The sequence below is a fragment of the Streptomyces sp. NPDC002784 genome, from assembly GCF_053592135.1.
This window is the reverse complement of the sequence record NZ_JBSFVD010000006.1, coordinates 57552-79866: the sequence shown is the minus strand read 5'-3', so window position 1 is coordinate 79866 and position 22315 is coordinate 57552. Positions and strand designations below refer to the sequence as shown.

At 71.0% G+C, this 22315-nt stretch carries 20 protein-coding genes; 10 read left to right on the top strand and 10 right to left on the bottom strand.

What is annotated here, in order from left to right; all coding sequences use genetic code 11:
• Positions 1 to 72: 72 nt before the first annotated feature.
• From ACWD1Z_RS14400 to ACWD1Z_RS14385, 4 genes are all read right to left on the bottom strand, one after another.
• The gene (locus tag ACWD1Z_RS14400) at positions 73 to 1407 is read right to left on the bottom strand and encodes an FG-GAP and VCBS repeat-containing protein (RefSeq protein WP_451118589.1); all 1335 of its coding nucleotides are present in this window, start codon (positions 1405 to 1407) and stop codon (positions 73 to 75) included.
• 32 nt (positions 1408 to 1439) lie between these two features.
• Positions 1440 to 2858, bottom strand: coding sequence for an FG-GAP-like repeat-containing protein (locus ACWD1Z_RS14395; protein ID WP_451118588.1), 1419 nt, complete (start codon positions 2856 to 2858; stop codon positions 1440 to 1442).
• Between the two features lie 161 nt (positions 2859 to 3019).
• Complete coding sequence (locus tag ACWD1Z_RS14390) at positions 3020 to 4492, bottom strand: FG-GAP and VCBS repeat-containing protein (protein WP_451118586.1); 1473 nt, start codon at positions 4490 to 4492, stop codon at positions 3020 to 3022.
• A 190-nt stretch (positions 4493 to 4682) separates the two neighbouring features.
• Entirely contained in the window at positions 4683 to 5984 is a 1302-nt protein-coding gene (locus ACWD1Z_RS14385; protein WP_451118585.1) for an FG-GAP repeat domain-containing protein, read from the bottom strand.
• 184 nt (positions 5985 to 6168) lie between these two features.
• Between ACWD1Z_RS14385 and ACWD1Z_RS14380 the strand changes: the two genes are divergently transcribed.
• A complete protein-coding gene (locus ACWD1Z_RS14380; RefSeq protein ID WP_451118583.1) occupies positions 6169 to 6504 on the top strand; it encodes an SCO4225 family membrane protein in 336 nt (111 codons plus the stop codon).
• Positions 6505 to 6566: 62 nt separating this feature from the next.
• Positions 6567 to 6917 (top strand): SCO4225 family membrane protein, encoded by a 351-nt coding sequence (locus ACWD1Z_RS14375; RefSeq protein ID WP_451118581.1) that lies wholly within the window; start codon positions 6567 to 6569, stop codon positions 6915 to 6917.
• 17 nt (positions 6918 to 6934) lie between these two features.
• On the opposite strand, the gene ACWD1Z_RS14370 is transcribed toward ACWD1Z_RS14375, so the two are convergent.
• Together ACWD1Z_RS14370 and ACWD1Z_RS14365 are read right to left on the bottom strand one after the other, a co-directional pair.
• Positions 6935 to 7222: a zinc-ribbon domain-containing protein gene (locus tag ACWD1Z_RS14370; protein ID WP_451118580.1), complete on the bottom strand. Its 288-nt coding sequence runs from the start codon at positions 7220 to 7222 to the stop codon at positions 6935 to 6937.
• 103 nt (positions 7223 to 7325) lie between these two features.
• On the bottom strand, positions 7326 to 9593 hold the full coding sequence (locus ACWD1Z_RS14365; protein ID WP_451118578.1) for a (Fe-S)-binding protein: 2268 nt from the start codon (positions 9591 to 9593) through the stop codon (positions 7326 to 7328).
• Between the two features lie 206 nt (positions 9594 to 9799).
• On the opposite strand from ACWD1Z_RS14365, the gene ACWD1Z_RS14360 reads away from it, so the two are divergent.
• The 5 genes from ACWD1Z_RS14360 to ACWD1Z_RS14340 all read left to right on the top strand — a co-directional run bounded on the left by ACWD1Z_RS14360 (position 9800) and on the right by ACWD1Z_RS14340 (position 15067).
• Entirely contained in the window at positions 9800 to 10819 is a 1020-nt protein-coding gene (locus tag ACWD1Z_RS14360) for an MraY family glycosyltransferase (protein ID WP_451118576.1), read from the top strand.
• A 94-nt stretch (positions 10820 to 10913) separates the two neighbouring features.
• Positions 10914 to 12758: a molecular chaperone DnaK gene (gene dnaK / locus ACWD1Z_RS14355; protein WP_451118574.1), complete on the top strand. Its 1845-nt coding sequence runs from the start codon at positions 10914 to 10916 to the stop codon at positions 12756 to 12758.
• The gene (grpE, locus tag ACWD1Z_RS14350) at positions 12755 to 13408 is read left to right on the top strand and encodes a nucleotide exchange factor GrpE (RefSeq protein ID WP_451118572.1); all 654 of its coding nucleotides are present in this window, start codon (positions 12755 to 12757) and stop codon (positions 13406 to 13408) included. Before dnaK ends, grpE begins: the two co-directional genes overlap by 4 nt.
• A 24-nt stretch (positions 13409 to 13432) precedes the next feature.
• Entirely contained in the window at positions 13433 to 14611 is a 1179-nt protein-coding gene (dnaJ, locus tag ACWD1Z_RS14345) for a molecular chaperone DnaJ (RefSeq protein ID WP_451118571.1), read from the top strand.
• A 6-nt stretch (positions 14612 to 14617) separates the two neighbouring features.
• A complete protein-coding gene (locus ACWD1Z_RS14340; RefSeq protein ID WP_351984515.1) occupies positions 14618 to 15067 on the top strand; it encodes a heat shock protein transcriptional repressor HspR in 450 nt (149 codons plus the stop codon).
• Between the two features lie 69 nt (positions 15068 to 15136).
• Here the strand turns inward: ACWD1Z_RS14340 and ACWD1Z_RS14335 are convergent, their stop codons facing one another.
• On the bottom strand, positions 15137 to 16561 hold the full coding sequence (locus ACWD1Z_RS14335; protein ID WP_451118569.1) for a PA14 domain-containing protein: 1425 nt from the start codon (positions 16559 to 16561) through the stop codon (positions 15137 to 15139).
• 259 nt (positions 16562 to 16820) lie between these two features.
• Between ACWD1Z_RS14335 and ACWD1Z_RS14330 the strand changes: the two genes are divergently transcribed.
• The gene (locus ACWD1Z_RS14330) at positions 16821 to 17927 is read left to right on the top strand and encodes a sugar ABC transporter substrate-binding protein (RefSeq protein ID WP_451118568.1); all 1107 of its coding nucleotides are present in this window, start codon (positions 16821 to 16823) and stop codon (positions 17925 to 17927) included.
• Positions 17928 to 18022: 95 nt separating this feature from the next.
• The gene (locus ACWD1Z_RS14325; protein WP_451118566.1) at positions 18023 to 19069 is read left to right on the top strand and encodes a LuxR C-terminal-related transcriptional regulator; all 1047 of its coding nucleotides are present in this window, start codon (positions 18023 to 18025) and stop codon (positions 19067 to 19069) included.
• Here ACWD1Z_RS14325 and ACWD1Z_RS14320 read toward each other — a convergent pair.
• Positions 19023 to 20021, bottom strand: a complete 999-nt coding sequence (locus ACWD1Z_RS14320; protein WP_451118565.1) for a LuxR C-terminal-related transcriptional regulator — start codon at positions 20019 to 20021, stop codon at positions 19023 to 19025. The two genes, ACWD1Z_RS14325 and ACWD1Z_RS14320, sit on opposite strands and share 47 nt — an antisense overlap.
• The gene (locus tag ACWD1Z_RS14315) at positions 20018 to 20995 is read right to left on the bottom strand and encodes a helix-turn-helix transcriptional regulator (protein WP_451118563.1); all 978 of its coding nucleotides are present in this window, start codon (positions 20993 to 20995) and stop codon (positions 20018 to 20020) included. Before ACWD1Z_RS14315 ends, ACWD1Z_RS14320 begins: the two co-directional genes overlap by 4 nt.
• Before the next feature lie 312 nt (positions 20996 to 21307).
• Between ACWD1Z_RS14315 and ACWD1Z_RS14310 the strand changes: the two genes are divergently transcribed.
• The gene (locus ACWD1Z_RS14310) at positions 21308 to 21646 is read left to right on the top strand and encodes a hypothetical protein (RefSeq protein ID WP_351984511.1); all 339 of its coding nucleotides are present in this window, start codon (positions 21308 to 21310) and stop codon (positions 21644 to 21646) included.
• Positions 21647 to 21798: 152 nt separating this feature from the next.
• Here ACWD1Z_RS14310 and ACWD1Z_RS14305 read toward each other — a convergent pair whose 3' ends face one another.
• On the bottom strand, positions 21799 to 22209 hold the full coding sequence (locus ACWD1Z_RS14305; protein WP_451118562.1) for a pyridoxamine 5'-phosphate oxidase family protein: 411 nt from the start codon (positions 22207 to 22209) through the stop codon (positions 21799 to 21801).
• Positions 22210 to 22315 lie beyond the last annotated feature (106 nt).

Here is a 22315-nt window from a genome sequence, read left to right as displayed (position 1 = left end):
TGCAGGACTTCGCGCCGGTCACCGTCGCGGTCTCCTTGTGCATCAGGTTCCGTTCGTGGAGGGAGCGCGGCCTCAGTCCGCGAAGTTTCCGCCGAGCTCCGGCAGGACGAAGGCGCCGGTGGCCGTCGGGGTGGCGGTGGTGCCGCGCAGGACCAGGGAGGTGTTCGCGGCGCCGATGCCGAGATCGGCCTTGCCGTCGTGCGTCACGTCACGCAGGCGCAGGGTGTGGCCGAAGGAGGAATGGGAGTCCGCGGGGCCGTTCACGGTCTGCGGGATCCAGGCGGAGCGCAGGCCGTCCAGGCCGCCGGGGCCGCCGTGGAACAGGGTCACCCCGCCCTGGTCCTCCTTGCCGCTGACGTCCTCGTGCGGGACGCCGACCGCGAGGTCCGGGTAGCCGTCGCCGTTCACGTCGCCCGCCGAGAGGGCGTAGCCGAAGTTGTCGCCCGCCTCGGCGCTGCCGGAGACGCCGGAGGTGGCCTGGTTGTACATCGCCGAGCCGCTCGGGCCGGCGGACGTGCCGCGCCAGACGAGGAGGGAGCCCTTCCCGTCGTGGGAGTCGGGCCTGCCGAAGGCGATGTCGCCGTAGCCGTTCTTGTCGAAGTCGCCGATCGCGGCGGTCGTCGCGGTGACCGTCTTGGACGGGCCGGAGGTCAGGCCGCCCGGGGCGCCCTTGAGGTACCAGGCCCGCGCGACGGGCTGCCCGTCGGTGAACTGCTCGCCGAGGACGACCAGGTCGGTCCGCCCGTCGCCGTTGACCTTTCCGGCGGTGAGACCGTACGAGTACCAGCCCGCCCCTTCCTTGTCGATCTCGCTGACGGCGCCGGTCGTGCCGGACTTGCCGAAGCCGCCCCGGTACAGCCAGGTCTCGCCGCCGCCGACCACCGCGAGGTCGGGCGAGCCGTCGCCGTTGAAGTCGCCGGTGGCGAGGTCGCGGCCGAAGTGGCCCTGGGCGCCGGACTTCAGGGCCAGGCCGGTGCCGCCGGACAGGCCGGAGGCGGAGCCCCAGACGACGGTGACCGAGCCGCGGTACTGGTGGCTGCTCACATCCTCGGTCGGGTTGCCGACGACCAGGTCCGCGTAGCCGTCCTTGTTGAGGTCGGCGCCGGCGAGGGAGTCGCCGAACCGGTCGCCGTCCTCGTCGGTGCCGGGGATGCCGGCGGTGTCCTGGTGGACGGCCTTCGGGTGCGCGGTGTCGAGGCCGCTCGCGGTGCCGTAGACGACGGTGACCGTGCCGCCGTGCTGCCCGACGCCGTTGTGGCCGGCGTACGCCACGTCGCGGTGGCCGTCGCCGTTGAAGTCGTCGTAGTGCTTGGCGACGGCCGCCGCGGCGGGGGCGGTGAGGACCAGCGGGGTGACGCCGGTGGCGAGGAGGGCCGCGGCGAGTGCGGCGGCGGTGCGTCGGGACATGACGGAGGTCTCCTGACGGGCTCGGGGTCGGGTCACCTGGCCAGGTCCCAGCCGAACGTCGAGCCCTTGAGGCCGGCGCCGGCGGCGGTGAGGGACTTGGCGCCGGTGGTGGTCAGGCCGGAGGCGGTGCCGCGCAGGTAGGTGACGGAGCCGTTGCTGTTCTCGTAGCCCGCGCCGGTCACCAGGTCGGCCTTGCCGGTCTTGTCGAGGTCGAGCAGCCGGACGGTCATGCCGAAGGCGTCGCCGGTCTCGGCGGAGCCGGGCACGCCCGCGGTGTTCTGGGTGTACGACTTGGCGCCGGTGGTGCGCAGTCCGGTGGCCGAGCCGAACAGGACGGTCACCGAGCCGGCGTCGCGGGCCGAGCCGATGTCCTCGCCCCAGGCGCCGACGACGACGTCGGCGTACTTGTCGCCGTTGATGTCGCCGACGTCGACCGCGGAGCCGAACAGGTCGGCCTCCTCGTCGGTGCCGGGCACGCCCGGGGTGTCCTGGTGGACGACGGTGGGCGTCTGCCGCGGGTCGGGGCCGCTCGGGCCGCCGTACCAGACGGTGATGCGGCCGCCCTTGGGGGCGGCGGGGCCCGCGTGGTCGCCGAGGACGAGGTCGCCGTAGCCGTCGCCGTTGATGTCGCCGCTCGCGCCGAGGGAGCCGTCGGCCTTCGGCAGCGCCACCATGGCGTAGTCGGACTCGGGGTGCTGGTCCCAGCCGCCGAGGTCGTGGTGGAAGTAGCGGATGTCGCCGCCCACGTCGCCGTCGTGCGCGAGCGGGTACACGCGCTCGGCCTTCCCGTCGCCGGTGAGGTCGCCCGCGACGACCTCGTACGTCGTGCCCAGCTCGGAGACGCCGGAGTGGGTGAGCGGGGTGCCGGTGCGGGTGAAGGGGCCCTGGTACAGGTGGGTGTGGGTCTGGCCGGTGGCGGTGACGTCCGTGTCGCCGTCGCCGTCGAAGTCGCCGGTGGCGACGCCCCGGGAGTAGCCGCCCCACTCGCTGAGCTCCTCCGCCGGGGGCTGCGGCAGCGCGGAGCCGCCGGTCAGGCCCGCGGAACCGCCCCAGATGACGGTGGCACTGCCGACGCCCTTGCGGGTGCCGATGCTCTCGAACTCGGCGCCCACCACCAGGTCGGCGTAGCCGTCCTTGTTCAGGTCGCCGGTGGCGAGGCTCGCGCCGAAGCGGTCGTCGGACTCGGCGGTGCCGGGAACTCCGGTGGAGTTCTGGGTGATCACGGTCTTCTTGGTGGACGGAACGCCCGAGGACGAGCCGTACAGCACGACCACGGCACCGGCGCTGCTCGCCGAGCCGACGTCGGCGCCCATGGCGCCGATGGCGATGTCCCGGTAGCCGTCGCCGTTGAAGTCGCTCGCCGGCCCGGAGGGGGCGGCGACGGCGGGGGTCGCGGGCAGGACGGTGAGCACGCCGGTGGTGAGTGCGGCGGCGATCACGAGAGTGCGCAAGACGGGACTCCAGTCGGAGGGCCCGCACGCGCGGTGCGGGCCCGAGGCGGTTCTGCGGTGGATCGGTGGGCTTCTAGGGCCGGTCAGTGGCTCTACGGCCGGTCACTGGGCTCCAGCGCTGGTCACTGGGCGCTACGGCCGGTCAGTGGCTCTACGGCGGGTCAGTCGGCGAAGTTCGCGCCGAAGTACGGCGTGCCCGTCGTCGAGACGCCCGAGGTGCTCGGCGAGATGGCCCGGGAACCGGTGGTGATGATCTTCGTGCCGTTGGACGGCAGGTAGGTGACGGCGCCGTTGTAGGCGTTCTCGCCCGAGCCGACGGCCAGGTCGGCGCGGCCGTCGCCGGTGACGTCGTCGAGCTTGACGTCCAGGCCGAAGTAGTCGTCGTCCTCGTCGGTGCCGGGCACGCCCGCGGTGCTCTGGGCGAAGGACTGGGCGCCGGAGGAGGTGTTCAGGCCGTCGGGGGTGCCGTAGAGGACGGTGACCGTGCCGGTGTTCGCGGCGTCGGCGATGTTCTCGCCCGCGACTCCGATGGCGAGGTCGAGGAAGCCGTCGCCGTTGATGTCGCCGAGGTCGAGCTCGTGGCCGAACCAGTCGTTGCCCTCGGCGGTGCCGGGGACGTTGCCGGTGTCCTGGGTGATGCCGGTGGCGGTGCCGGGGCCGGTGGCCGTGCCGTACGTCACCCAGACCTTGCCGCCCTTGCCGGAGTCGGGGATGGTCGTGCCGTCGCTGAGGGTGGGGTTCCAGGAGGCGCCGCTGACGATGTCGCCGAAGCCGTCGCCGTCGATGTCGCCGATGGCGGTGATCGTGCCGGGCTTGAGGGTCTTGATGCCGGCCGTGGACAGGCCGCCGGCGGACCCGGGGAGGTAGTAGTTGCGGTTCCAGCCGTACTCGGTCTGGGTCTCGAAGCCGTCGACGACCAGGTCGGTGCGGCCGTCGCCGCTGACGTCGCCGGCGGTCAGGTTCATCGGGCCGCCCGCGTCCGAGCCCATGATCGGGGGCTTGACGGTGTAGCGGCCGCCCGCGGTGCCGGTGGCGGAGAAGCCGCCCTTGAGGACGTGGATCGTGGCGGTGTTGGTGCCGACGGCCAGGTCGGCCTTGCCGTCGCCGTCGAAGTCCCCGGCGGCGAGGTTCTCGCCCCAGCGGTCGTGCGAGGAGGGGGCCGGGTCGGCGACGGTGACGCCCCTGCCGGTGATCCCGGAGGCCGAGCCCCACAGGATGGCCAGGCTGCCGCCGTCGGTGTCGCCGCCGATGTCCTCGCCGGCCGAGCCGACGGCGATGTCGTCGTAGCCGTCGCCGTTGAAGTCGGCGTAGGCGGTGTCGTAGCCGAAGCGGTCGCCGGCCTCGGCGGTGCCCGGGGTGCCGGTGGTGTTCTGGCTGACGGTGGCGCGCTTGGTGGACGTGACTCCGGTGGCGGAGCCGTAGAGGACGACCAGCTGGCCTGCGCCCTTCTTGCCGCTGACGTAGGCGCCGTCCGCGGAGAAGGCGAGGTTCCCGACCCCGTCGCCGTTGAAGTCGGCCTGGGCGACGGCGGTGGAGTCCGCGGCCGTCGCGGTGGCGGCCGTGAAGGTGAGCAGCCCGCCCGTCAGAGCGGCGGCGGTGGCCGTCGCGAGGGCGAGTCGCAGCGTCTGGTGCATGCGGGTTCTCCTGCTGCATGCGGGGGATGCCTGGCGGGGCATCCGCAGTCAACGGGGTGCGGCCGGTCGCGTTCGCCGGGAGTTGTCCCGCGATTCACGTCTCGGTCGGCGATCAAGAGACCCGCGCTGGTGCGCAAGGGTTGTACGTGAGTTCGGTAAATTTTTGAACCACCTGTGAGCCGCCCGGGCGTCAGCGGCTCAGGAACCCGGCCGTCGAGAACGTGACCGCCGGTTCCTGTGCGACCAGACCCTGTTCCGTGCCCGGATACACGGCCACGGTGTCGCGCGTCTGGCTCGCGTACGTCCGCACGGTCAGGTCGGCCCGGCCGTCGCCGTCGAGGTCGGCGACGGACACCACACGGGTGGTGCCGGACGCGGCCGGTTCGACGGTGACCATGCCCCGGGTCGACAGTCCCGCCGTACGGCCGGGGAAGAGCCGCAGGCGGGCCCCGCTGGAGACGAGTTCGCTCAGGCCGTCCCCGTCGAAGTCGGCGGCGTCGAGCATCGAACCGGCGGAGGCGAGGGTGGCGCGGGCGGCGGTGGGGAGGTCGTAGCGCAGGGACGTTTCGCCCATGGTGCCGACGGCGGCGTCCAGCGCCTTGCCCTCGCCGAAGGCGCCGAGGGCGACGTCGATCCCGGCGGGCAGGGCGGCGCCGGCGCCGGTCGGGCCCTCGGGGCCGCCGAGGACCACGGTGGAGGGGCCGGAGCCCTCCGCGGTACGGATCAGCAGGTCGTCGTCGCCGTCGAGGTCGACGTCGGTGGCCGGGCCGGTGGGGAGGTTGCCGGGGGCGGCGATCGGGGCGGCGGCGGTCTCGGGGGCGCCCGCGCGGCTGAACGGGCCGCGCAGGAAGCTCAGCCGGCCGCCGGAGGCGTGCAGGACCAGGTCCTCGGCGCCGTCGCCGTCGAAGTCGCCGCACACCGGCCGGTCCGGCCAGTCGTTGCCGACGCGGGCCCGGGCGGGGACGACCAGGACGACGCCCTTGCCGGTCAGGCCCCCGGGCGAGCCGAAGAGCAGCTGGAGCGGGACCGGCGGCTGCCCCTGGCCGTCGTAGGGCGGATCGGTGGCGACGACGAGGTCGGTGAAGCCGTCGCCGTCCAGGTCGCAGGCGGTCTCCGCCTCGAACAGCGCCGGGAGCCGGCCGTCGGTCGCGGCGGCGTGTTCGGCGGGGCTCAGGAGCTGGCGGGCGCCGGGGAGGAGGCCGCGGGTGCCGCCGTAGACGATGCCGATGCCCGGGTCGTCGGCGTGCGGCTGCGGCCTGGCCAGTTCGTCGAGGACGAGGTCGCGGTGGCCGTCGCCGTTGAAGTCGTCCGGGGTGCGGCTGCCGTCGCCGCGCGGGACCGGCAGTACGGCCGGGGCGTCGGCGGCCCGCACCGACGGAGAGGGGGTCCGGGTGGGGGCCGCGGTGTCCGGGGTCGCGGTGTCCGGGGCCGGCCCGCAGGCGGCGAGCAGGAACAGGGCAGCCACACAGGTCCCGCTGCTTCGCACGCGCACCGCTCACCTCGTCAGCATCACTGGCAACGACCTCGACATGATGCATGTGTTCGAGCGACGGCGACAGGGGTGGGGTGGGTACGCCCCACCGCTGCCGTTAGGTACGCGTACTCATGTCCGGCCGCGCCCGCCGGGCCACTGTGGATCTCACCGCACCACGGACGACGATCTCAGGGGACTGACCATGCCGAAGGACTCCCGCCCGCGCAGGCTGCTCGCGCTCGCCACGGACAGCTGGCCCGCCCGGGGCTATCTGGGCGTCTGCGCGGCCTCGCTCGGGGCCGCGTTCGTCTTCCCGGACAGCCTCTTCGCCTCGGCCCATCCGCTGCTCACGGCGCCGCTGTCCACCATGACGATCGCCCTCCCCTTCGGCCCGGGCACCGAGGGCGGCGGACCGGCCCAGACGCTCGCCCTGACCTTCTCGGCCGGATGGCTGCTGCTGTCCGCACTGATCAACGCGGCCGCGGTCGGCACGCTCACCCACCACATCCACGACAGCCGCGCCGCGCGGCACGCGTGAAGTCGGCTCCTGCGGCACTGATCGCCCCGACCACTCCCACGCCCCGGACAAAGGACACACACATGGAGCGCTCCTCCCGCCCCCGCAGCCGCCGTCTTCGCACCCTGCTGGCCCCCGCCACCGACAACTGGCTCTCGCGCGGGTATCTCGCGCTCGTCGCCGCGTCGGTCGGGTTCTTTCTGTACGCCGTGTATCTCTCGCCGGACGCGGGGTTCGCCGGCATCTATCCGCTGATCACCACGGCGCCGTTCAGCTTCCTCGCCCTGCTGGTGACCACTCCCGTCCAGGCGGTGGAGTGGCTGAGCCCGGCCGTCTTCAGCGCGGCAGTGGCGGTGGCCGGACTGGTCAACGCCACCGTGCTCGGACTGCTGGTGCGCCGGGTGCGCGTCCCGCAGCCCCGCCCGGCGGCCTGAGCGTCAGTGGTGGGGCGTCACTGGTACGGCTGCTGCTGCTGCGGCTGCCCGTACGGCTGGGCGGCGCCCCCCGCGCCCTGCGCCTGCAGTTGCTCGGCCTGTTCCTTCGTCACCTTCTGCTCGGCGCCGCAGAAGGTGCACTGAGTGGCGTACTTCGTCGAGACCGGGAACAGCGGCACGAAGAAGAGCGTGAACTTGGTGACCCGCTTGCGCAGGGTGTGCGCGGCGGGGTTGCCGCACTGGGCGCAGATCAGGGTGAGTATCGCCAGCTGGTACAGGTAGCCCTTGGTACCGAAGATGATCATGCCGCAGCCTTCCCGGATCGGTTCCTTGGTCCCAGTGTGGGCCATCACGGCAAACGCCCCCCACCCGGGCGGGCAGGGGGCGTCCGTCGTGGCGCGGCGGCCGTTACTTCACCGGCTCCGGCTCGGGCTCGCTCTCCGTCTCCGCGGCGTCCTCCGGGTCGGCCGGGGTCTTCACGGACTCCAGCAGGAGCTGGGCGACGTCGACGACCTGGATCGACTCCTTGGCCTTGCCCTCGTTCTTCTTGCCGTTGACCGAGTCGGTCAGCATCACCAGGCAGAACGGGCAGGCCGTCGAGACGATGTCCGGGTTCACGGACAGGGCCTCGTCCACGCGCTCGTTGTTGATGCGCTTGCCGATCCGCTCCTCCATCCACATCCGCGCGCCACCGGCGCCGCAGCAGAAGCCCCGCTCCTTGTGGCGGTGCATCTCCTCGTTGCGCAGGCCCGGGACGTTGGCGATGATCTCGCGCGGCGGCGTGTAGATCTTGTTGTGGCGGCCCAGGTAGCAGGGGTCGTGGTAGGTGATGATGCCCTCGACCGGGGTCACCGGGACCAGCTTGCCCTCGTCCACCAGGTGCTGCAGCAGCTGGGTGTGGTGGATGACCTCGTAGTCGCCGCCGAGCTGCGGGTACTCGTTGCCGAGCGTGTTGAGGCAGTGCGGGCAGGTGGCGACGATCTTCTTGGCCGTCTTCGGCTTCTTGGTCGACTCGTCGTCGTCATCCTCGCCGAACGCCATGTTCAGCGCGGCCACGTTCTCCATGCCGAGTTCCTGGAACAGGGGCTCGTTGCCGAGGCGGCGGGCGGAGTCACCGGTGCACTTCTCGTCGCCGCCCATGATGGCGAAGCTGACGCCCGCCATGTGGAGGAGCTCCGCGAAGGCCTTGGTGGTCTTCTTGGCGCGGTCCTCCAGGGCGCCGGCGCAGCCCACCCAGTACAGGTACTCGACCTCGGACAGGTCCTCGATGTCCTTGCCGACGACCGGCACCTCGAAGTCGACTTCCTTCGTCCACTCCAGGCGCTGCTTCTTGGCCAGGCCCCAGGGGTTGCCCTTCTTCTCCAGGTTCTTGAGCATCGTGCCCGCCTCGGACGGGAACGCGGACTCGATCATCACCTGGTAGCGGCGCATGTCGACGATGTGGTCGATGTGCTCGATGTCCACCGGGCACTGCTCCACGCAGGCGCCGCAGGTGGTGCAGGACCACAGGACGTCCGGGTCGATGACGCCGTTCTCCTCGGCGGTGCCGATGAGCGGACGCTCGGCCTCGGCCAGCGCGGCGGCGGGCACCTGGGCCAGCTGCTCCTCGGACGCCTTCTCCTCGCCCTCCATCGTCTTGCCGCCGCCCGCGAGCAGGTACGGCGCCTTGGCGTGCGCGTGGTCGCGCAGCGACATGATGAGGAGCTTCGGGGAGAGCGGCTTGCCGGTGTTCCAGGCCGGGCACTGCGACTGGCAGCGGCCGCACTCGGTGCAGGTGGAGAAGTCCAGCAGGCCCTTCCAGGAGAACTGCTCGACCTGGGAGACACCGAAGACGTCGTCCTCGCCGGGGTCGGTGAAGTCGATCGGCTTGCCGCCGGAGGTCATCGGCAGCAGCGCGCCCAGCGAGGTGGCGCCGTCGGCGTTGCGCTTGAACCAGATGTTCGGGAAGGCCAGGAAGCGGTGCCAGGCCACGCCCATGTCGGTCTTCAGGGCGACCGTGATCATCCAGATGAAGGAGGCCGCGATCTTCAGGGCCGCGAAGAAGTAGGTGAGGTTCTGGAGCGTCGAGAGGTCCAGGCCCTCCAGGGCGGAGACCACGGGGTACGAGATGAAGAACGAGGCTTCGTAGCTGTCCACGTGGTGCTGGGCGCCCTCGAGGGCGTGCAGCATGAAGATGCAGACGCCGACGGTGAGGATGACCGCCTCGACGAAGTACGCCTGGCCCGTGTTGGAGCCCGCGAACCGGGACTTGCGGCCCGCCTTGCCCGGCCGCGACAGCTGCCGGATGACGATCAGCACCAGGATGCCGAGGACCGTCATGGTGCCGATGAACTCGACGAAGACGTTGTACGGCGCCCATTCGCCGATGACCGGCAGCAGCCAGTCGGCCTGGAAGAGCTGGCCGATGGCGTTCACGATGGTCAGCAGCAGCGTGTAGAAGCCGATCGCCACGAACCAGTGCGCGATGCCGACGACGCCCCAGCGGTTCATCCGGGTGTGGCCGAGGAACTCCTTGGCCACGGTGACGGTCCGCAGGACGGGGTCGTTGGTCCGGGCCCCCGCCGGGAGCGGCTGGCCGAGCATCATGAAGCGGACGATCTGCAGGATGGCACGGCCGAACAGGGCGACGCCGACTGCCATGAGGACCATCGACACGATGATCGCGGCGAGTTGCATTTCGGGGCTCCTCGGGCCTGCGAGGTTCTTCGGGGAGGACACTTAGCGGTATTACTAAGCGGTAACTTATGCAGTCCGTCTGAGACTACCCCCATCCTCCGTCGCACTGTAGTCAGCGCCTCGGTGATCTGTGTCGCTGAGGGTTGCCTTAAGAACCGATCGTGTTATTCACGCCAAATTAGTACATACGGCGCTAATTTAGAGCCGTGCTCTACGGGATCGCCGCCGCCACCGCCGCCCTGCTCCTCTCCGCCGTCCTCACCGCCCTGGTCCGGGCTCCCGCCCTGCGCCTGGGGCTGCTGGACCGGCGGTGCCGGCGTGCCCTGCCGCTGGGCGGCGGTGTGGCCGTCGTGCTCGTCACCTGTCTGGTCGCGGCGGCCGGCGACCGGACGGGCTTCGCCCCCCTCGGCTCGGACATCGCCCGGCTGCTCGTCGCGGCCGCGGCGGTCGCCGCGCTCGGCCTGGTCGCCGACGTGCGGCGGGTCAAGGCGCGGTTCCTGGTGGGCGGTACGGCCGTGGCGGCGGCCTGCGCGGTGCCGTACGAGGAGACCGGGGTGCTGGGCGGTCTGGCCGCCGTCGGCTGGATCGTGGGCGTGACGCTCGCCTTCCGGTCGCTCGATCACGCGGACGCGCTCGCCGGGACCGTGGCCGTGGTCACCGCCTTCGGGGTGGGCGCCTGTGCGGCGGCCGAGGTGATGGACGGGCTCGCGGTGCTGCTGAGCGTGCTGGCCGCCGCGCTCACCGGGTTCCTCATGCACAACTGGCCCCCCGCGCGCGTGGGACTCGGCGCCTGCGGCTCCCTGTTCACCGGGTTCCTGCTCGCCTCGGCGGCCGTGCTGACCCGCGCCGGGTACGAGGGCTCCGCCAGCGCGGGGGCGCTCTTCGCGCTCACCGCCGTGGCGAGCGCCGACGTCGTCCTGGTGGTCGCGGCGCGCCGGCTCGCCGGGCGGCCGGTGCTGCGCGGCGGGCCCGACCATCTCGCCCACCGGCTGCGGCGGCTCGGGCTCACCGCGCAGGGGGCGGCCGTCGTCCTCGGTGCGGGCGGCTTCGGCGGGGTGCTCGTCGGGGTGCTGGTGCACCTGGGGTGGATCGCCGCGTCGGCGGCGCTCTGGGTGGGCGCCGCGGCCTTGATCGCCGTACTCCTGCTGCTGAAAGTCAAACGGACGCGGCCTCGCCCTACGGCATCCTTGCAGGTCAGGCCGCAGTTGCGTGTAAGGAACGGATAAGAGTTGAGCCCTGGTGACTCAGGTCTGTTGACCGGGAGGGGCGGCTCATGCACACTTGAGTCCGTTCCACTCAAGTCAGCTGGAGGAATCAACCATGGCACGTGCGGTCGGCATCGACCTGGGCACGACTAACTCCGTCGTCAGCGTTCTGGAGGGCGGCGAGCCCACCGTCATCACCAACGCCGAGGGCGCCAGGACCACGCCGTCCGTCGTCGCCTTCGCGAAGAACGGCGAGGTGCTCGTCGGCGAGGTGGCCAAGCGTCAGGCGGTCACCAACGTGGACCGGACCATCCGGTCCGTGAAGCGCCACATGGGCACCGACTGGAAGATCGAGCTGGACGGGAAGCCCTTCAACCCGCAGCAGATCTCCGCCTTCATCCTGCAGAAGCTGAAGCGGGACGCCGAGTCCTACCTGGGCGAGAAGGTGACCGACGCGGTCATCACCGTCCCGGCGTACTTCAACGACTCCGAGCGCCAGGCCACCAAGGAGGCCGGTGAGATCGCCGGTCTGAACGTCCTGCGCATCGTCAACGAGCCGACCGCGGCGGCCCTCGCCTACGGCCTCGACAAGGACGACCAGACGATCCTCGTCTTCGACCTCGGCGGCGGCACCTTCGACGTGTCCCTGCTGGAGATCGGCGACGGCGTCGTCGAGGTGAAGGCCACCAACGGCGACAACCACCTCGGTGGTGACGACTGGGACCAGCGCGTCGTCGACTACCTGGTGCAGCAGTTCAAGTCCGGTCACGGCGTGGACCTCGGCAAGGACAAGATGGCCCTCCAGCGCCTCCGCGAGGCCGCCGAGAAGGCCAAGATCGAGCTGTCCTCCTCCACCGAGACCTCGATCAACCTGCCCTACATCACGGCGTCCGCCGAGGGCCCGCTGCACCTGGACGAGAAGCTCACCCGCGCTCAGTTCCAGCAGCTGACGGCCGACCTGCTGGAGCGCTGCAAGACGCCGTTCCACAACGTCATCAAGGACGCCGGCATCTCCATCAACGAGATCGACCACGTCGTCCTCGTCGGTGGCTCCACCCGCATGCCCGCCGTCGCCGAGCTCGTCAAGGAGCTGACCGGCGGCAAGGAGGCCAACAAGGGTGTGAACCCGGACGAGGTCGTCGCCATCGGCGCCTCGCTCCAGGCCGGTGTCCTCAAGGGCGAGGTCAAGGACGTCCTGCTCCTCGACGTGACCCCGCTGTCCCTCGGCATCGAGACCAAGGGCGGCATCATGACCAAGCTCATCGAGCGCAACACCACGATCCCGACCAAGCGGTCCGAGATCTTCACGACGGCCGAGGACAACCAGCCGTCCGTGCAGATCCAGGTCTACCAGGGCGAGCGCGAGATCGCGGCGTACAACAAGAAGCTCGGGATGTTCGAGCTGACCGGTCTGCCGCCGGCGCCGCGTGGCGTCCCGCAGATCGAGGTCTCCTTCGACATCGACGCCAACGGCATCATGCACGTGACCGCGAAGGACCTGGGCACGGGCAAGGAGCAGAAGATGACCGTCACCGGCGGCTCCTCGCTGCCGAAGGACGAGGTCGACCGCATGCGCCAGGAGGCCGAGCAGTACGCGGAGGAGGACCACAAGCGCCGCGAGGCCGCCGAGACCCGCAACCAGGGCGAGCAGCTCGTCTACCAGACCGAGAAGTTCCTCAAGGACAACGAGGACAAGGTCCCGGGCGAGATCAAGACCGAGGTCGAGGCGTCCGTCGAGGAGCTGAAGGCCGCGCTCAAGGGCGAGGACAGCACCGAGATCCGTACCGCCACCGAGAAGGTCGCCGCGGTCTCGCAGAAGCTCGGCCAGGCGATGTACGCCGACGCCCAGGGCGCCCAGGCCGCGGGCGGCGCGTCCGCCGGTGACGAGGCCCCGAAGGCCGACGACGATGTCGTCGACGCCGAGATCGTCGACGACGAGCGCAAGGACGGTGCCGCGTGACCGAGGAGACCCCGGGCTTCGAGGAGAAGCCCGACGTCCCCTCCGGCGCGACCCCCGACGACGCCGAGCCGCAGGCCGCCACCCCGTCGGACGACGAGGGGGCGGCCCCGGCCGGGGACGCAGCACAGATCGCCGGCCTGACGGCCCAGCTGGACCAGGTGCGCAAGTCGCTCGACGAGCGCACCGCGGACCTGCAGCGGCTCCAGGCCGAGTTCCAGAACTACCGCCGCCGCGTGGAGCGGGACCGGATCACGGTGCGGGAGATCGCCGTCGCGAACCTCCTGACCGAGCTCCTGCCCGTGCTCGACGACATCGGCCGCGCCCGGGAGCACGGCGAGCTCGTCGGCGGCTTCAAGTCCGTCGCGGAGTCGCTGGAGACCGTCGCGGCGAAGATGGGTCTGCAGCAGTTCGGCAAGGAGGGCGAGCCCTTCGACCCGACGATCCACGAGGCCCTGATGCACAGCTACGCGCCGGATGTCACCGAGACGACCTGCGTCGCGATCCTCCAGCCGGGGTATCGCATCGGCGAGCGCACCATCCGCCCCGCGCGGGTGGCCGTCGCCGAACCGCAGCCGGGCGCGCAGACGGTGAAGGCCGAGGAGGCGTCCGAGGCCGGCGAGGAGAAGGACAGCAGCTCTGAAGAGGGCTGATCACGGGAAGGAGGGACGTCGGGGATGAGCACCAAGGACTTCATCGAGAAGGACTACTACAAGGTCCTCGGCGTCCCCAAGGACGCCACCGAGGCCGAGATCAAGAAGGCGTACCGCAAACTCGCCCGCGAGTACCACCCGGACGCCAACAAGGGCAACACCAAGGCCGAGGAGCGCTTCAAGGAGATCTCCGAGGCCAACGACATCCTCGGCGACCCCAAGAAGCGCAAGGAGTACGACGAGGCACGCGCCCTCTTCGGCAACGGCGGGTTCCGTCCGGGGCCGGGAGCGGGCGGCGGCTCGTTCAACTTCGACCTGGGCGACCTCTTCGGCGGCGCCGCCCAGGGCGGCCAGGGAGCGGGCGGCTTCGGCGGCGGACTCGGTGACGTCTTCGGGGGACTGTTCAACCGGGGCGGCGCGGGTACCACCCGGGTCCAGCCCAGGCGCGGCCAGGACATCGACACCGAGGTCACGCTCACCTTCACCGAGGCGATCGAGGGCGCGACCGTGCCCCTCAGGATGTCCTCGCAGTCTCCGTGCAAGGCCTGTTCGGGCACCGGCGACAAGAACGGCAACCCGCGGGTGTGCCCGACCTGTGTCGGCACCGGCCAGGTGGCCCGGGGCTCCGGCGGCGGATTCTCGCTGACCGACCCCTGCCCGGACTGCAAGGGCCGCGGTCTGATCGCGGAGACCCCCTGCGAGATCTGCAAGGGCAGCGGTCGCGCGAAGTCGTCGCGGACCATGCAGGTGCGCATCCCGGCCGGGGTGAGCGACAACCAGCGCATCCGGCTGCGCGGCAAGGGCGCGCCCGGCGAGCGGGGCGGCCCGGCCGGAGACCTGTACGTCACGGTGCATGTGGACACCCACCCGGTGTTCGGCCGCAAGGGCGACAACCTCACGGTGACCGTCCCGGTGACGTATCCGGAGGCGGCCCTCGGCGGCGAGGTCAGGGTGCCCACCCTGGGCGGACCGCCGGTCACCCTGAAGCTGCCGCCCGGCACCCCCAACGGCCGCACCATGCGGGCCCGGGGCAAGGGCGCGGTCCGCAAGGACGGCACCCGCGGGGACCTGCTGGTCACCGTCGAGGTGAGTGTCCCGAAGGACCTGACGGGGAAGGCTCGTGACGCACTGGAGGCGTATCGCGAGGCGACCGCGGGTGAGGATCCGCGGGCGGAGCTGTTCCAGTCCGCGAAGGGAGCTTGATGCCAGATGGACGGCCGTCGACGCAACCCGTATGAGCTGACCGAGGAGACCCCGGTCTACGTCATCTCGGTGGCGGCCCAGCTCTCCGGTCTGCACCCGCAGACGCTGCGCCAGTACGACCGGCTCGGCCTCGTCTCCCCGGACCGCACCGCCGGGCGGGGCCGGCGCTACTCGGCCCGCGACATCGAACTGCTCCGCCAGGTGCAGCAGTTGTCGCAGGACGAGGGCATCAACCTGGCCGGCATCAAGCGGATCATCGAGCTGGAGAACCAGGTGGCGGCCCTGCAGAACCGGGTCGCCGAACTCCAGTCGGCCCTGGACGGCGCGGCGGCGGCGATGCAGCAGCGGGAGGCAGCGGTGCACGCGTCGTACCGCCGCGACCTGGTGCCGTATCAGGAGGTCCAGCAGACCAGCGCGCTGGTGGTGTGGCGGCCCAAGCGGCAGCAGTCGGACTGAGCGCGGCGCGCGAGCGCACGAAGGAACCGGGCCCACCGCGGTGGGCCCGGTTCTCTCATGCCGATTTCCTCATGCCGTCGAGTCGGGTGTCGCCAGGTCCAGCTCGGTCGCGACGACGATCTGCGCCTCGCCGGTCCACTGGAAGGAGGAGTTCCCGTCGTCGTCCACGGCATCGACGATGAAGCAGGACTCCTCACCGTCCGGGACGGTCTGGTACTCGTACGAGGTGGTGTCGGCGGACACGTAGTAGCCCGGGTGGAGGGAGCACACGCGCGCCTCCTCGTCCCCCCACAGCTCGCCCCGGCGCACCACGTAACGCGCCAGGTCGGGGGTGGGGTTGGCGTCCCAGGTCACCAGGAAGCCGTACTCGGTCGGCGTGACCTCCACCCCGGTCACCGCGGACGGCGGGGTGAGGTCCTTGCGCTTGCCGCTGACGGCGGCGGAGGGCGCGGACTCGTTGCCGGCCGCGTCGAGGGAGGTCACCCGGTAGAAGGCGGTGGCGCCCTCCTCGGCCGAGGTGTCCACGGAGGAGACCCCGGAGGCGGTCGCCACCCGCGTGTACGTCCCGTCCGCGCTCGCCGCCCGGTACACCCGGTACGACGCGGCTCCCTCGACGGCACTCCAGCCGATCCACAGCCCGTCCAGCTCGGAGGCGGTGCTCAGCCCGCCCGGCACGGCAGGCGCCGTCCGGTCGGCGGTGGTGACGGGCAGGGCCGCCGTGCCCGAGGACTCGTTGCCTGCCTTGTCGTAGGCGCGGACCGTGTACTCGTAGGCGGCGCCGGTGACCGGGAGGGTGGCGTCGGTGTACGCGAGCGAAGTCGTCGTCGCCAGCGGGGTGGCGGGATGGGCACCGCCCTTCTCGCGCCGGTAGATCCGGTACCCCGCGAGGTCCATCTCCTTGTTCTTCGCCCAGCTCACCCTGGCCTTGCCGGTGGTCCGGTCGTACGTCACCGCGGCGCCCGCCGGGGTGAGGGGGCCGACCTTGTCGACGCTCGCCGAAGTGCGGGGTGTGTAGGCGAACTTGACCTTGGCGGAGCCGGTCCAGTTGACGTAGTCGACGCGCAGGGTGTGCTTGCCCTCGGGGATGGTGACGCCGACGGTCTTGGAGACGGTGGTGGAGGTGTTCGTCCACAGGCTGAGCTTGCGGGCGTTCTCGGTGCCCGGGTCCAGGTAGACCCGGATGCCGTCGAGACCGGAGGCGCTGAGGGTGAACGGCCCCCCGGAGCCGAAGTCCCGGGTCACCGTCCAGCGGACGCCGAACTTGTTCGACGGCAGGCCGGACGCGGGGGCGCCCGTGCCCCAGTTCTGGTCGATCACGCTGTCGCAGTCCGTCTTCTTCGGGGCGCCGGAGAAGGTGGTGTTCGCGTAGAACGCCCGCTTGAAGACGGGGGAGGTGCAACTGACCGCCGCGGAGGCGGGGGTGACGACGGCGGCGAGCAGGCCCGCCGCGGTGGCGAGCACGGTCGCGGCGGCCGTGCTTCTGGCTGGGTTCATTCGGTCCTCTGAGGTAGGGCAGCCATGGGACAGCTGTCGTGATCACGACCCGCGAGGAGGGGGGTTGGTTGTACGGAGGGGTCGTAACGGCTGTTTGGAGGGGGTTCCGCCATACCTTCACAAGCCAAGCGGAGCGTGGTGTTGCGCACTCGTTAAGTGATTCCGCTTGACGCGGGATGGCACCGCCGCGTTGGCTTTTCAGTCACCTGGGTCGCAATGCTGCGCCCTCGTCCGGAAGGCACCAGAAGTGAGCTCCCCAATGCGTCGTACCGCCATATGTCTGGCCGCGTCCTCGATGGCCCTCTCGCTCTCCGCCTGCGGAGCCCTGGGAGTGACGGGAGACAGCGCCGACGCGAGCCCGACCAAGGGGGACGACATCACGGTGGGCCTCCTCCTGCCGGAGAAGGCCAACACCCGCTACGACAAGTTCGACCACCCCATCATCCGGGCCAAGGTGGCCGAGCTCACCGACAACAAGGGCCAGGTCGCGTACGCCAACGCCGACGCCAGCGCCGCCACGCAGAGCCGGCAGATGCAGAAGATGATCGACGACGAGGTCGACGTCATCCTGCTGGACGCGGTGGACTCCCAGGCCATCGCCACCGACGTGCAGAAGGCCAAGGACGCCGGCATCCCGGTCATCGCCTACGACCGCCTGGCCGAGGGCCCGATCGACGCGTACATCTCCTTCGACAACGAACTCGTCGGCGAGGTGCAGGGCCGCTCCCTGATGGCCGAGCTCGGCGGTGACGTCGACACCTCGACGAAGATCGTCATGATGAACGGCTCGCCCACCGACCCGAACGCCAAGCAGTTCAAGGCGGGCGCGCTCTCCGAGCTCCAGGGCCAGGTGACGATCGCCAAGTCCTACGACACCAAGGACTGGAAGCCGGAGAACGCCGAGGCCAACATGGCCGAGGCGATCGAGGAGATCGGCGCCGCCAACATCGCGGCCGTCTACTCCGCCAACGACGGCATGGCCGGCGGTGTCATCAAGGCCCTGGAGGCGGCGGGCGTCACCGAGCTGCCGCCGATCACCGGCCAGGACGCCGAACTCGACGCCGTGCAGCGGATCGTCACCGGTGAGCAGTACATGAGCGTGTACAAGTCCTACCCGGAGGAGGCCGAGGCCGCCGCCGAGATGGCCGTGGCCAAGATCCAGGGCAAGGACATCAAGTTCGACTCGCTCACCGCGGACCGCGTCGACAGCCCCACCACCCAGGACATCCCCGCCCAGCTCGTCCCGGTGGTCGCGCTGACGCGGGAGAACATCAAGGACACCGTCGTCGACGACGGCATCTACAAGCTCTCCGAGATCTGCACCGCCAAGTACGAGACGGCGTGCGACGAGATCGGGCTCACGTAGCCACCGCCGGGGCCGCCGAGGCGTGTTGCGGACCACGTCCCGTCCGCGCATAGTTTGCGCTGCGGAAGACGCTGGAACCGGGGGTGGGATGGACGATGGCCGGGCACGGGACGGACGGGCATCCACACGGTGCTGACCGACTGTGCGAGGCCGGGGATCGGGTGTATTCCCGGGCCGTACGGCGCGGCCGTGTGCCCCGCCAGGACGCGGAGGCGGTGCCCTGCCTGCTGGAACTGGCGCTGCTGCACCCGGACCCCGACGACATGGCCTGGCTGGTGCCGACCTCCCCGCAGGAGGTCATGACCCGGCTGCTGCGCGGGGTGTACGACGAGGTCAGCGCCGGCCAGCGGCGGATGGGCTCGGCGGTCGCCGCCTTCGAGTGGTACGCGGGGCTCGGCCCGCAGCCGCACAACGGTCCCGCGGAGGGCAGCGCGATCCGTGTCCTGGACGGGCTCTCCCGGATCCAGGCCGCGATGGACGAGGCCACCGACGCCTGCACCACCGAGGTGCTCACCGTGCAGCCGGGCGGCATCCGCCCCGAGCACGAGCTGACCGAGGGCCTGCACCGCGCGATGGCCCTGCGCGCCCGCGGGGTGCGGATGCGCGACCTGTACACGCACGTGGCCCGGCACGGGCAGGGGCTGCTCAACTACCTGGAGCTGATGGGCGACACGGTCGAGGCGCGCACCCTGGAGGAGGTCATCGACCGGCTGATCCTCTTCGACCGCACGGTCGCCTTCATCCCCGCCAACGCCGACCGCACCCTCGCCCTGGAGCTGCGCCACCCCGCGCTCGTGCAGTACCTGGTGACGGTCTTCGAACGGCTGTGGCGCCTGGCGATCCCGCTCACCGCGCCGCTGCCGGAGACCGGCATCGAGGGCATCTCCTCCCGGGAGCGGTCCATCGCCGCCCTGCTCGCCGAGGGCCATCAGGACGCGGTGATCGCCGAGCGCCTCGGCATCAGCGTCCGCACCTGCCGCGCCCATATCGCCCGGCTCTCGGAGACGCTCGGCGCGGCCAGCCGTACCCAGCTCGGCGTCCGGATCGCCCAGGCCGGCCTGGACGGACCGCCCCGGCCGGGCGGCCTCGGACCGGTCAGCCTTCCCGATGTTCCCGGCCAAGGATCCCCGACTGCCCGATGAGATAGCCGAGCTGGGCCCGGCTCTCGCTGCCGAGCGTCGCCGCGAGCTTGGCGATGTGCACCCGGGCGGTACGGACGTTCATGCCGAGCCGGTCCGCGATGGCGGTGTCGGTGTGGCCCTCCACCAGGAGCCGGGCGATGGCGCGCTGGCGCGGGGTGATGCCGTTGAGCGTCGGCTGCTGGACCGCCTCGGGGTACATCGGCGTCGCCAGCTGCCACAGCCGGTCGAAGGTGGTGGCGAAGTAGGAGATCAGCGCCGGGTGGCGGATCTCCAGGGCGTGGGTGGCGTCGGCGCTCGCCGGGATGAAGGCCACCGTGCGGTCCACGCAGATCAGCCGGTCGGTGACCTCGTCCAGGGTGCGCGCCTCGACATCGCCCACCAGTTCCTCGTACCGCGCCATGACCTGGGGGGAGTGGCGCAGGGTGTGCGGGTAGAGGGTGCGGATGCGGCCGCCGCGGTCGAGCAGGTCCTGGTCGCGGGCCATGGCGGCGAGGTGGGTGGCGGGGTTGGCGCGGGAGCCGTAGCTGGTGTGCGGCTGGATGCTGAGCACTTCGCGCTCGGCCTCGGCCATGGCCTCGGTGAGGACGTCGTTGATGCGCCGCTTGCCGCCGATCACCTCGATCAGCGGCTGCCGGTCGTCGGCCGCGTGCCGGCCGTCGATCCGCATCCACGCCTCGAAGGTCTCCGCGAGGGCCAGTTCGCGCCGGCGTTCCTCGGCGACGCGTTCCGCGGAGGCGCGCAGCAGCCGGTGCAGGGCGGTGGCCGGGGCGACCGGCTCCAGCAGGCCGATGTCCCCCACGGTCGGCTGGAGCAGCCCCGCATCGACCAGGCAAGGGGCCTGGGCGGCCTCCTGAGCGCCTATCGGGCCGTGCCGCAGGGCGTACTCGTACAGGCGTGCGCCGGGCGCGCACAGCTCGTCCACGCCGTGTTCGGGGTGCCCGGTGCCGTTCACTGCGCGCGGTCCAGGATCCCGGACTGTGCGATGAGGTAGCCGAGCTGGGCCCGGCTGCCGCTGCCGAGGGCGTTGGCGAGCTTGGCTATGTGGGCCCGGCAGGTGCGGACGTTCATGCCCAGGCGCCGGGCGATGGCCTCGTCGACATGGCCCTCCACCAGCAGCTTGGCGATGGAATGCTGGATGTCGGTGATGCCGTCCGGGTCGGCCTCGTAGGGAGCGCCGGCGCTCAGCGGGACCGCGCGGCTCCACATGAACTCGAACACCTTGATGAGGTAGCCCACCAGGCCGGGGTGGCGCAGTTCCAGGGCGACCTGCCGGTCGTCCCGGATGGGGATGAAGGCGACCGCCTCGTCGCAGATGATGAGCCGCTCGACCAGTTCGTCGATGGTGCGGTACTCCGCCTTGCCGTCGGCGAAGTGGTCGACCCAGGCGAGCCGTTCGGGGCTGTAGCGGGCGGTGTGCTGGTAGAGGGTGCGGATCCGGACCCCGCGCTCGATCAGCAGCTTGTCCCGCTCCAGCGCCTCGACGAGCCGGCGCTCGGGGTGCCGGTGGCTGGGCTGGACGGTGAGCATCTCGTTCTGGCACTGGGCGATCGCCAGGTCGAGCGCCGCATTGATGCGGTCGAGGCCCTCCAATACGGTGATGGAGTGGGTGGACGCCGCGCCCTGGGCGCTGAGGGCCATGAACGGCTCGAAAGCGTTGGCCAGTTCGATCGAGAGCCGGCGGTGCTCGGTGATCTCCCGCTCTATGGGATTGAGCCGTTGTGCCAGGGCGACCGCGGGCGGAACCGGGCGCAGCCAGCTCGCGTCGTCGGGGTCGGGGTGGAGCAGGGCGAACTCCATCAGGCACGGGGCGGATTCCGTGTCCGAGCGGGCGATACGTCCCATGCGCAACGCGTTCGCGTAAAGACGACCGCCTTCCTCGCACAGCTCCGTCACAGCGTGGGGATGCGTCGCTTTAGTCCGATTCATTGCTAAATCTCCACCCCCCAGGGTCCTGAACATGCAGGAACATGATGCACCGATCGTGTGGCCATGACGTGCCCGAATGAGCCATCGTCTTATCCGACGGGGGAAGAGGGGACCTTCAAGTGAGGACGAAGCCGACTATGCGTAAGAGAATGCTTCGCTCGGTACTTGTCGCCGCCTTCTCCGCCGTTGTGGCCTTCGGATCGCTGAGTGGGCTCTCGGGTGTGAACGGTGACAGTGCCTGGTCGAGTCCGGCCGCCGGCGCGGCTGGGGGCGATACTCCTGTCCACACGGATGACAGCGCGTGGAGCTGACGTGACGACCCCACCCGACGACCGCTCCTTCCGCCGCGAAATGGCCACCGCCTACCGCTCCGGCTGGCACTTCATCGATCTGGTCACCGCCATCCCCCACCCTGGTGACTCGCTGATGGTGACTGTCTTCGGAGAACCGGTCGTCGTCACCCGGGACGAGGACGAGGACCTGCGTGCCTACCGGTGTCTGCGACGGCCCCGGGGGGCGCCGCAGCCGGTGCGCTGTGCCATCCGCTACGGAATGATCTTTGTGAACCTGGACCAGCGGGACCACGAGCAACTGGTGGACCCGGAGGTCCCGGTGGACCGGACCATCTCAGCCACCCCCCGCAGTGCCTGACGCGATTCCCCCGTCGTAACAGATCGCTCAGGTGCTTCCCCCCGCAGCGGCGTCACCGTGACCTGAACACGGTGACGCCGCTGCAGTTTTACGGGACATGTCGGGTTATCCACCTGATCCGGTGCTGGCCGAAAACCGCCGGTCGCACCCGGTCAGCCGCGCCCCATGGCCCGCTCCAGTTCGATCTCGATCACCACGCGCGCCGGATTCGGGGCCGGTGTCCGCTCGTAGCGCTCGGCGTACCGCCGCTCGGCCTCCGCGATCCGCTCCGGCTCGGTGCGCACCCGCGCCCGCCCCTCCAGCGTCGCCCACCGCCGCCCGGCCACCTGGCACACCGCGACCCGCGCCCCGGCGGGCCCGGCGGCCAGCACATGGGCCACCTTGGCGCTCGTCCTGTTCGTGATCACCCGGGCCAGGCCCGCCTCCGGGTCGTACGTCACCCCGACCGGCACCACATGCGGGCTGCCGTCCGGGCGCGGCGTCGTCAGCGTGCACAGGTGCCGCTCCCGCCAGAAGCTGAGATACGGCTCGTCGGGGGCACCCGGATCCACGGAATAGCTCATGCCGCCGGAACTTAGCCGCCGGAACCTCCCGGCACTATTCGACTCCCACCTTGAGTGGAATAGACTCAACTTTGTGTACGTTGGCTGAGTCAGCGTGGATGAGGGC

Coding starts and splice junctions, on each gene's coding strand:
- dnaK (WP_451118574.1), top strand. CDS start 10,914: ATGGCACGTGCGGTCGGCATCGACCTGGGCACGACTAACTCCGTCGTC.
- ACWD1Z_RS14325 (WP_451118566.1), top strand. CDS start 18,023: ATGGCCGGGCACGGGACGGACGGGCATCCACACGGTGCTGACCGACTG.
- ACWD1Z_RS14330 (WP_451118568.1), top strand. CDS start 16,821: ATGCGTCGTACCGCCATATGTCTGGCCGCGTCCTCGATGGCCCTCTCG.
- ACWD1Z_RS14335 (WP_451118569.1), bottom strand. CDS start 16,561: ATGAACCCAGCCAGAAGCACGGCCGCCGCGACCGTGCTCGCCACCGCG.
- ACWD1Z_RS14365 (WP_451118578.1), bottom strand. CDS start 9,593: ATGCAACTCGCCGCGATCATCGTGTCGATGGTCCTCATGGCAGTCGGC.
- ACWD1Z_RS14340 (WP_351984515.1), top strand. CDS start 14,618: ATGGACGGCCGTCGACGCAACCCGTATGAGCTGACCGAGGAGACCCCG.
- ACWD1Z_RS14370 (WP_451118580.1), bottom strand. CDS start 7,222: ATGATCATCTTCGGTACCAAGGGCTACCTGTACCAGCTGGCGATACTC.
- ACWD1Z_RS14315 (WP_451118563.1), bottom strand. CDS start 20,995: ATGAATCGGACTAAAGCGACGCATCCCCACGCTGTGACGGAGCTGTGC.
- ACWD1Z_RS14400 (WP_451118589.1), bottom strand. CDS start 1,407: ATGTCCCGACGCACCGCCGCCGCACTCGCCGCGGCCCTCCTCGCCACC.
- ACWD1Z_RS14380 (WP_451118583.1), top strand. CDS start 6,169: ATGCCGAAGGACTCCCGCCCGCGCAGGCTGCTCGCGCTCGCCACGGAC.
- ACWD1Z_RS14305 (WP_451118562.1), bottom strand. CDS start 22,209: ATGAGCTATTCCGTGGATCCGGGTGCCCCCGACGAGCCGTATCTCAGC.
- dnaJ (WP_451118571.1), top strand. CDS start 13,433: ATGAGCACCAAGGACTTCATCGAGAAGGACTACTACAAGGTCCTCGGC.
- ACWD1Z_RS14390 (WP_451118586.1), bottom strand. CDS start 4,492: ATGCACCAGACGCTGCGACTCGCCCTCGCGACGGCCACCGCCGCCGCT.
- ACWD1Z_RS14375 (WP_451118581.1), top strand. CDS start 6,567: ATGGAGCGCTCCTCCCGCCCCCGCAGCCGCCGTCTTCGCACCCTGCTG.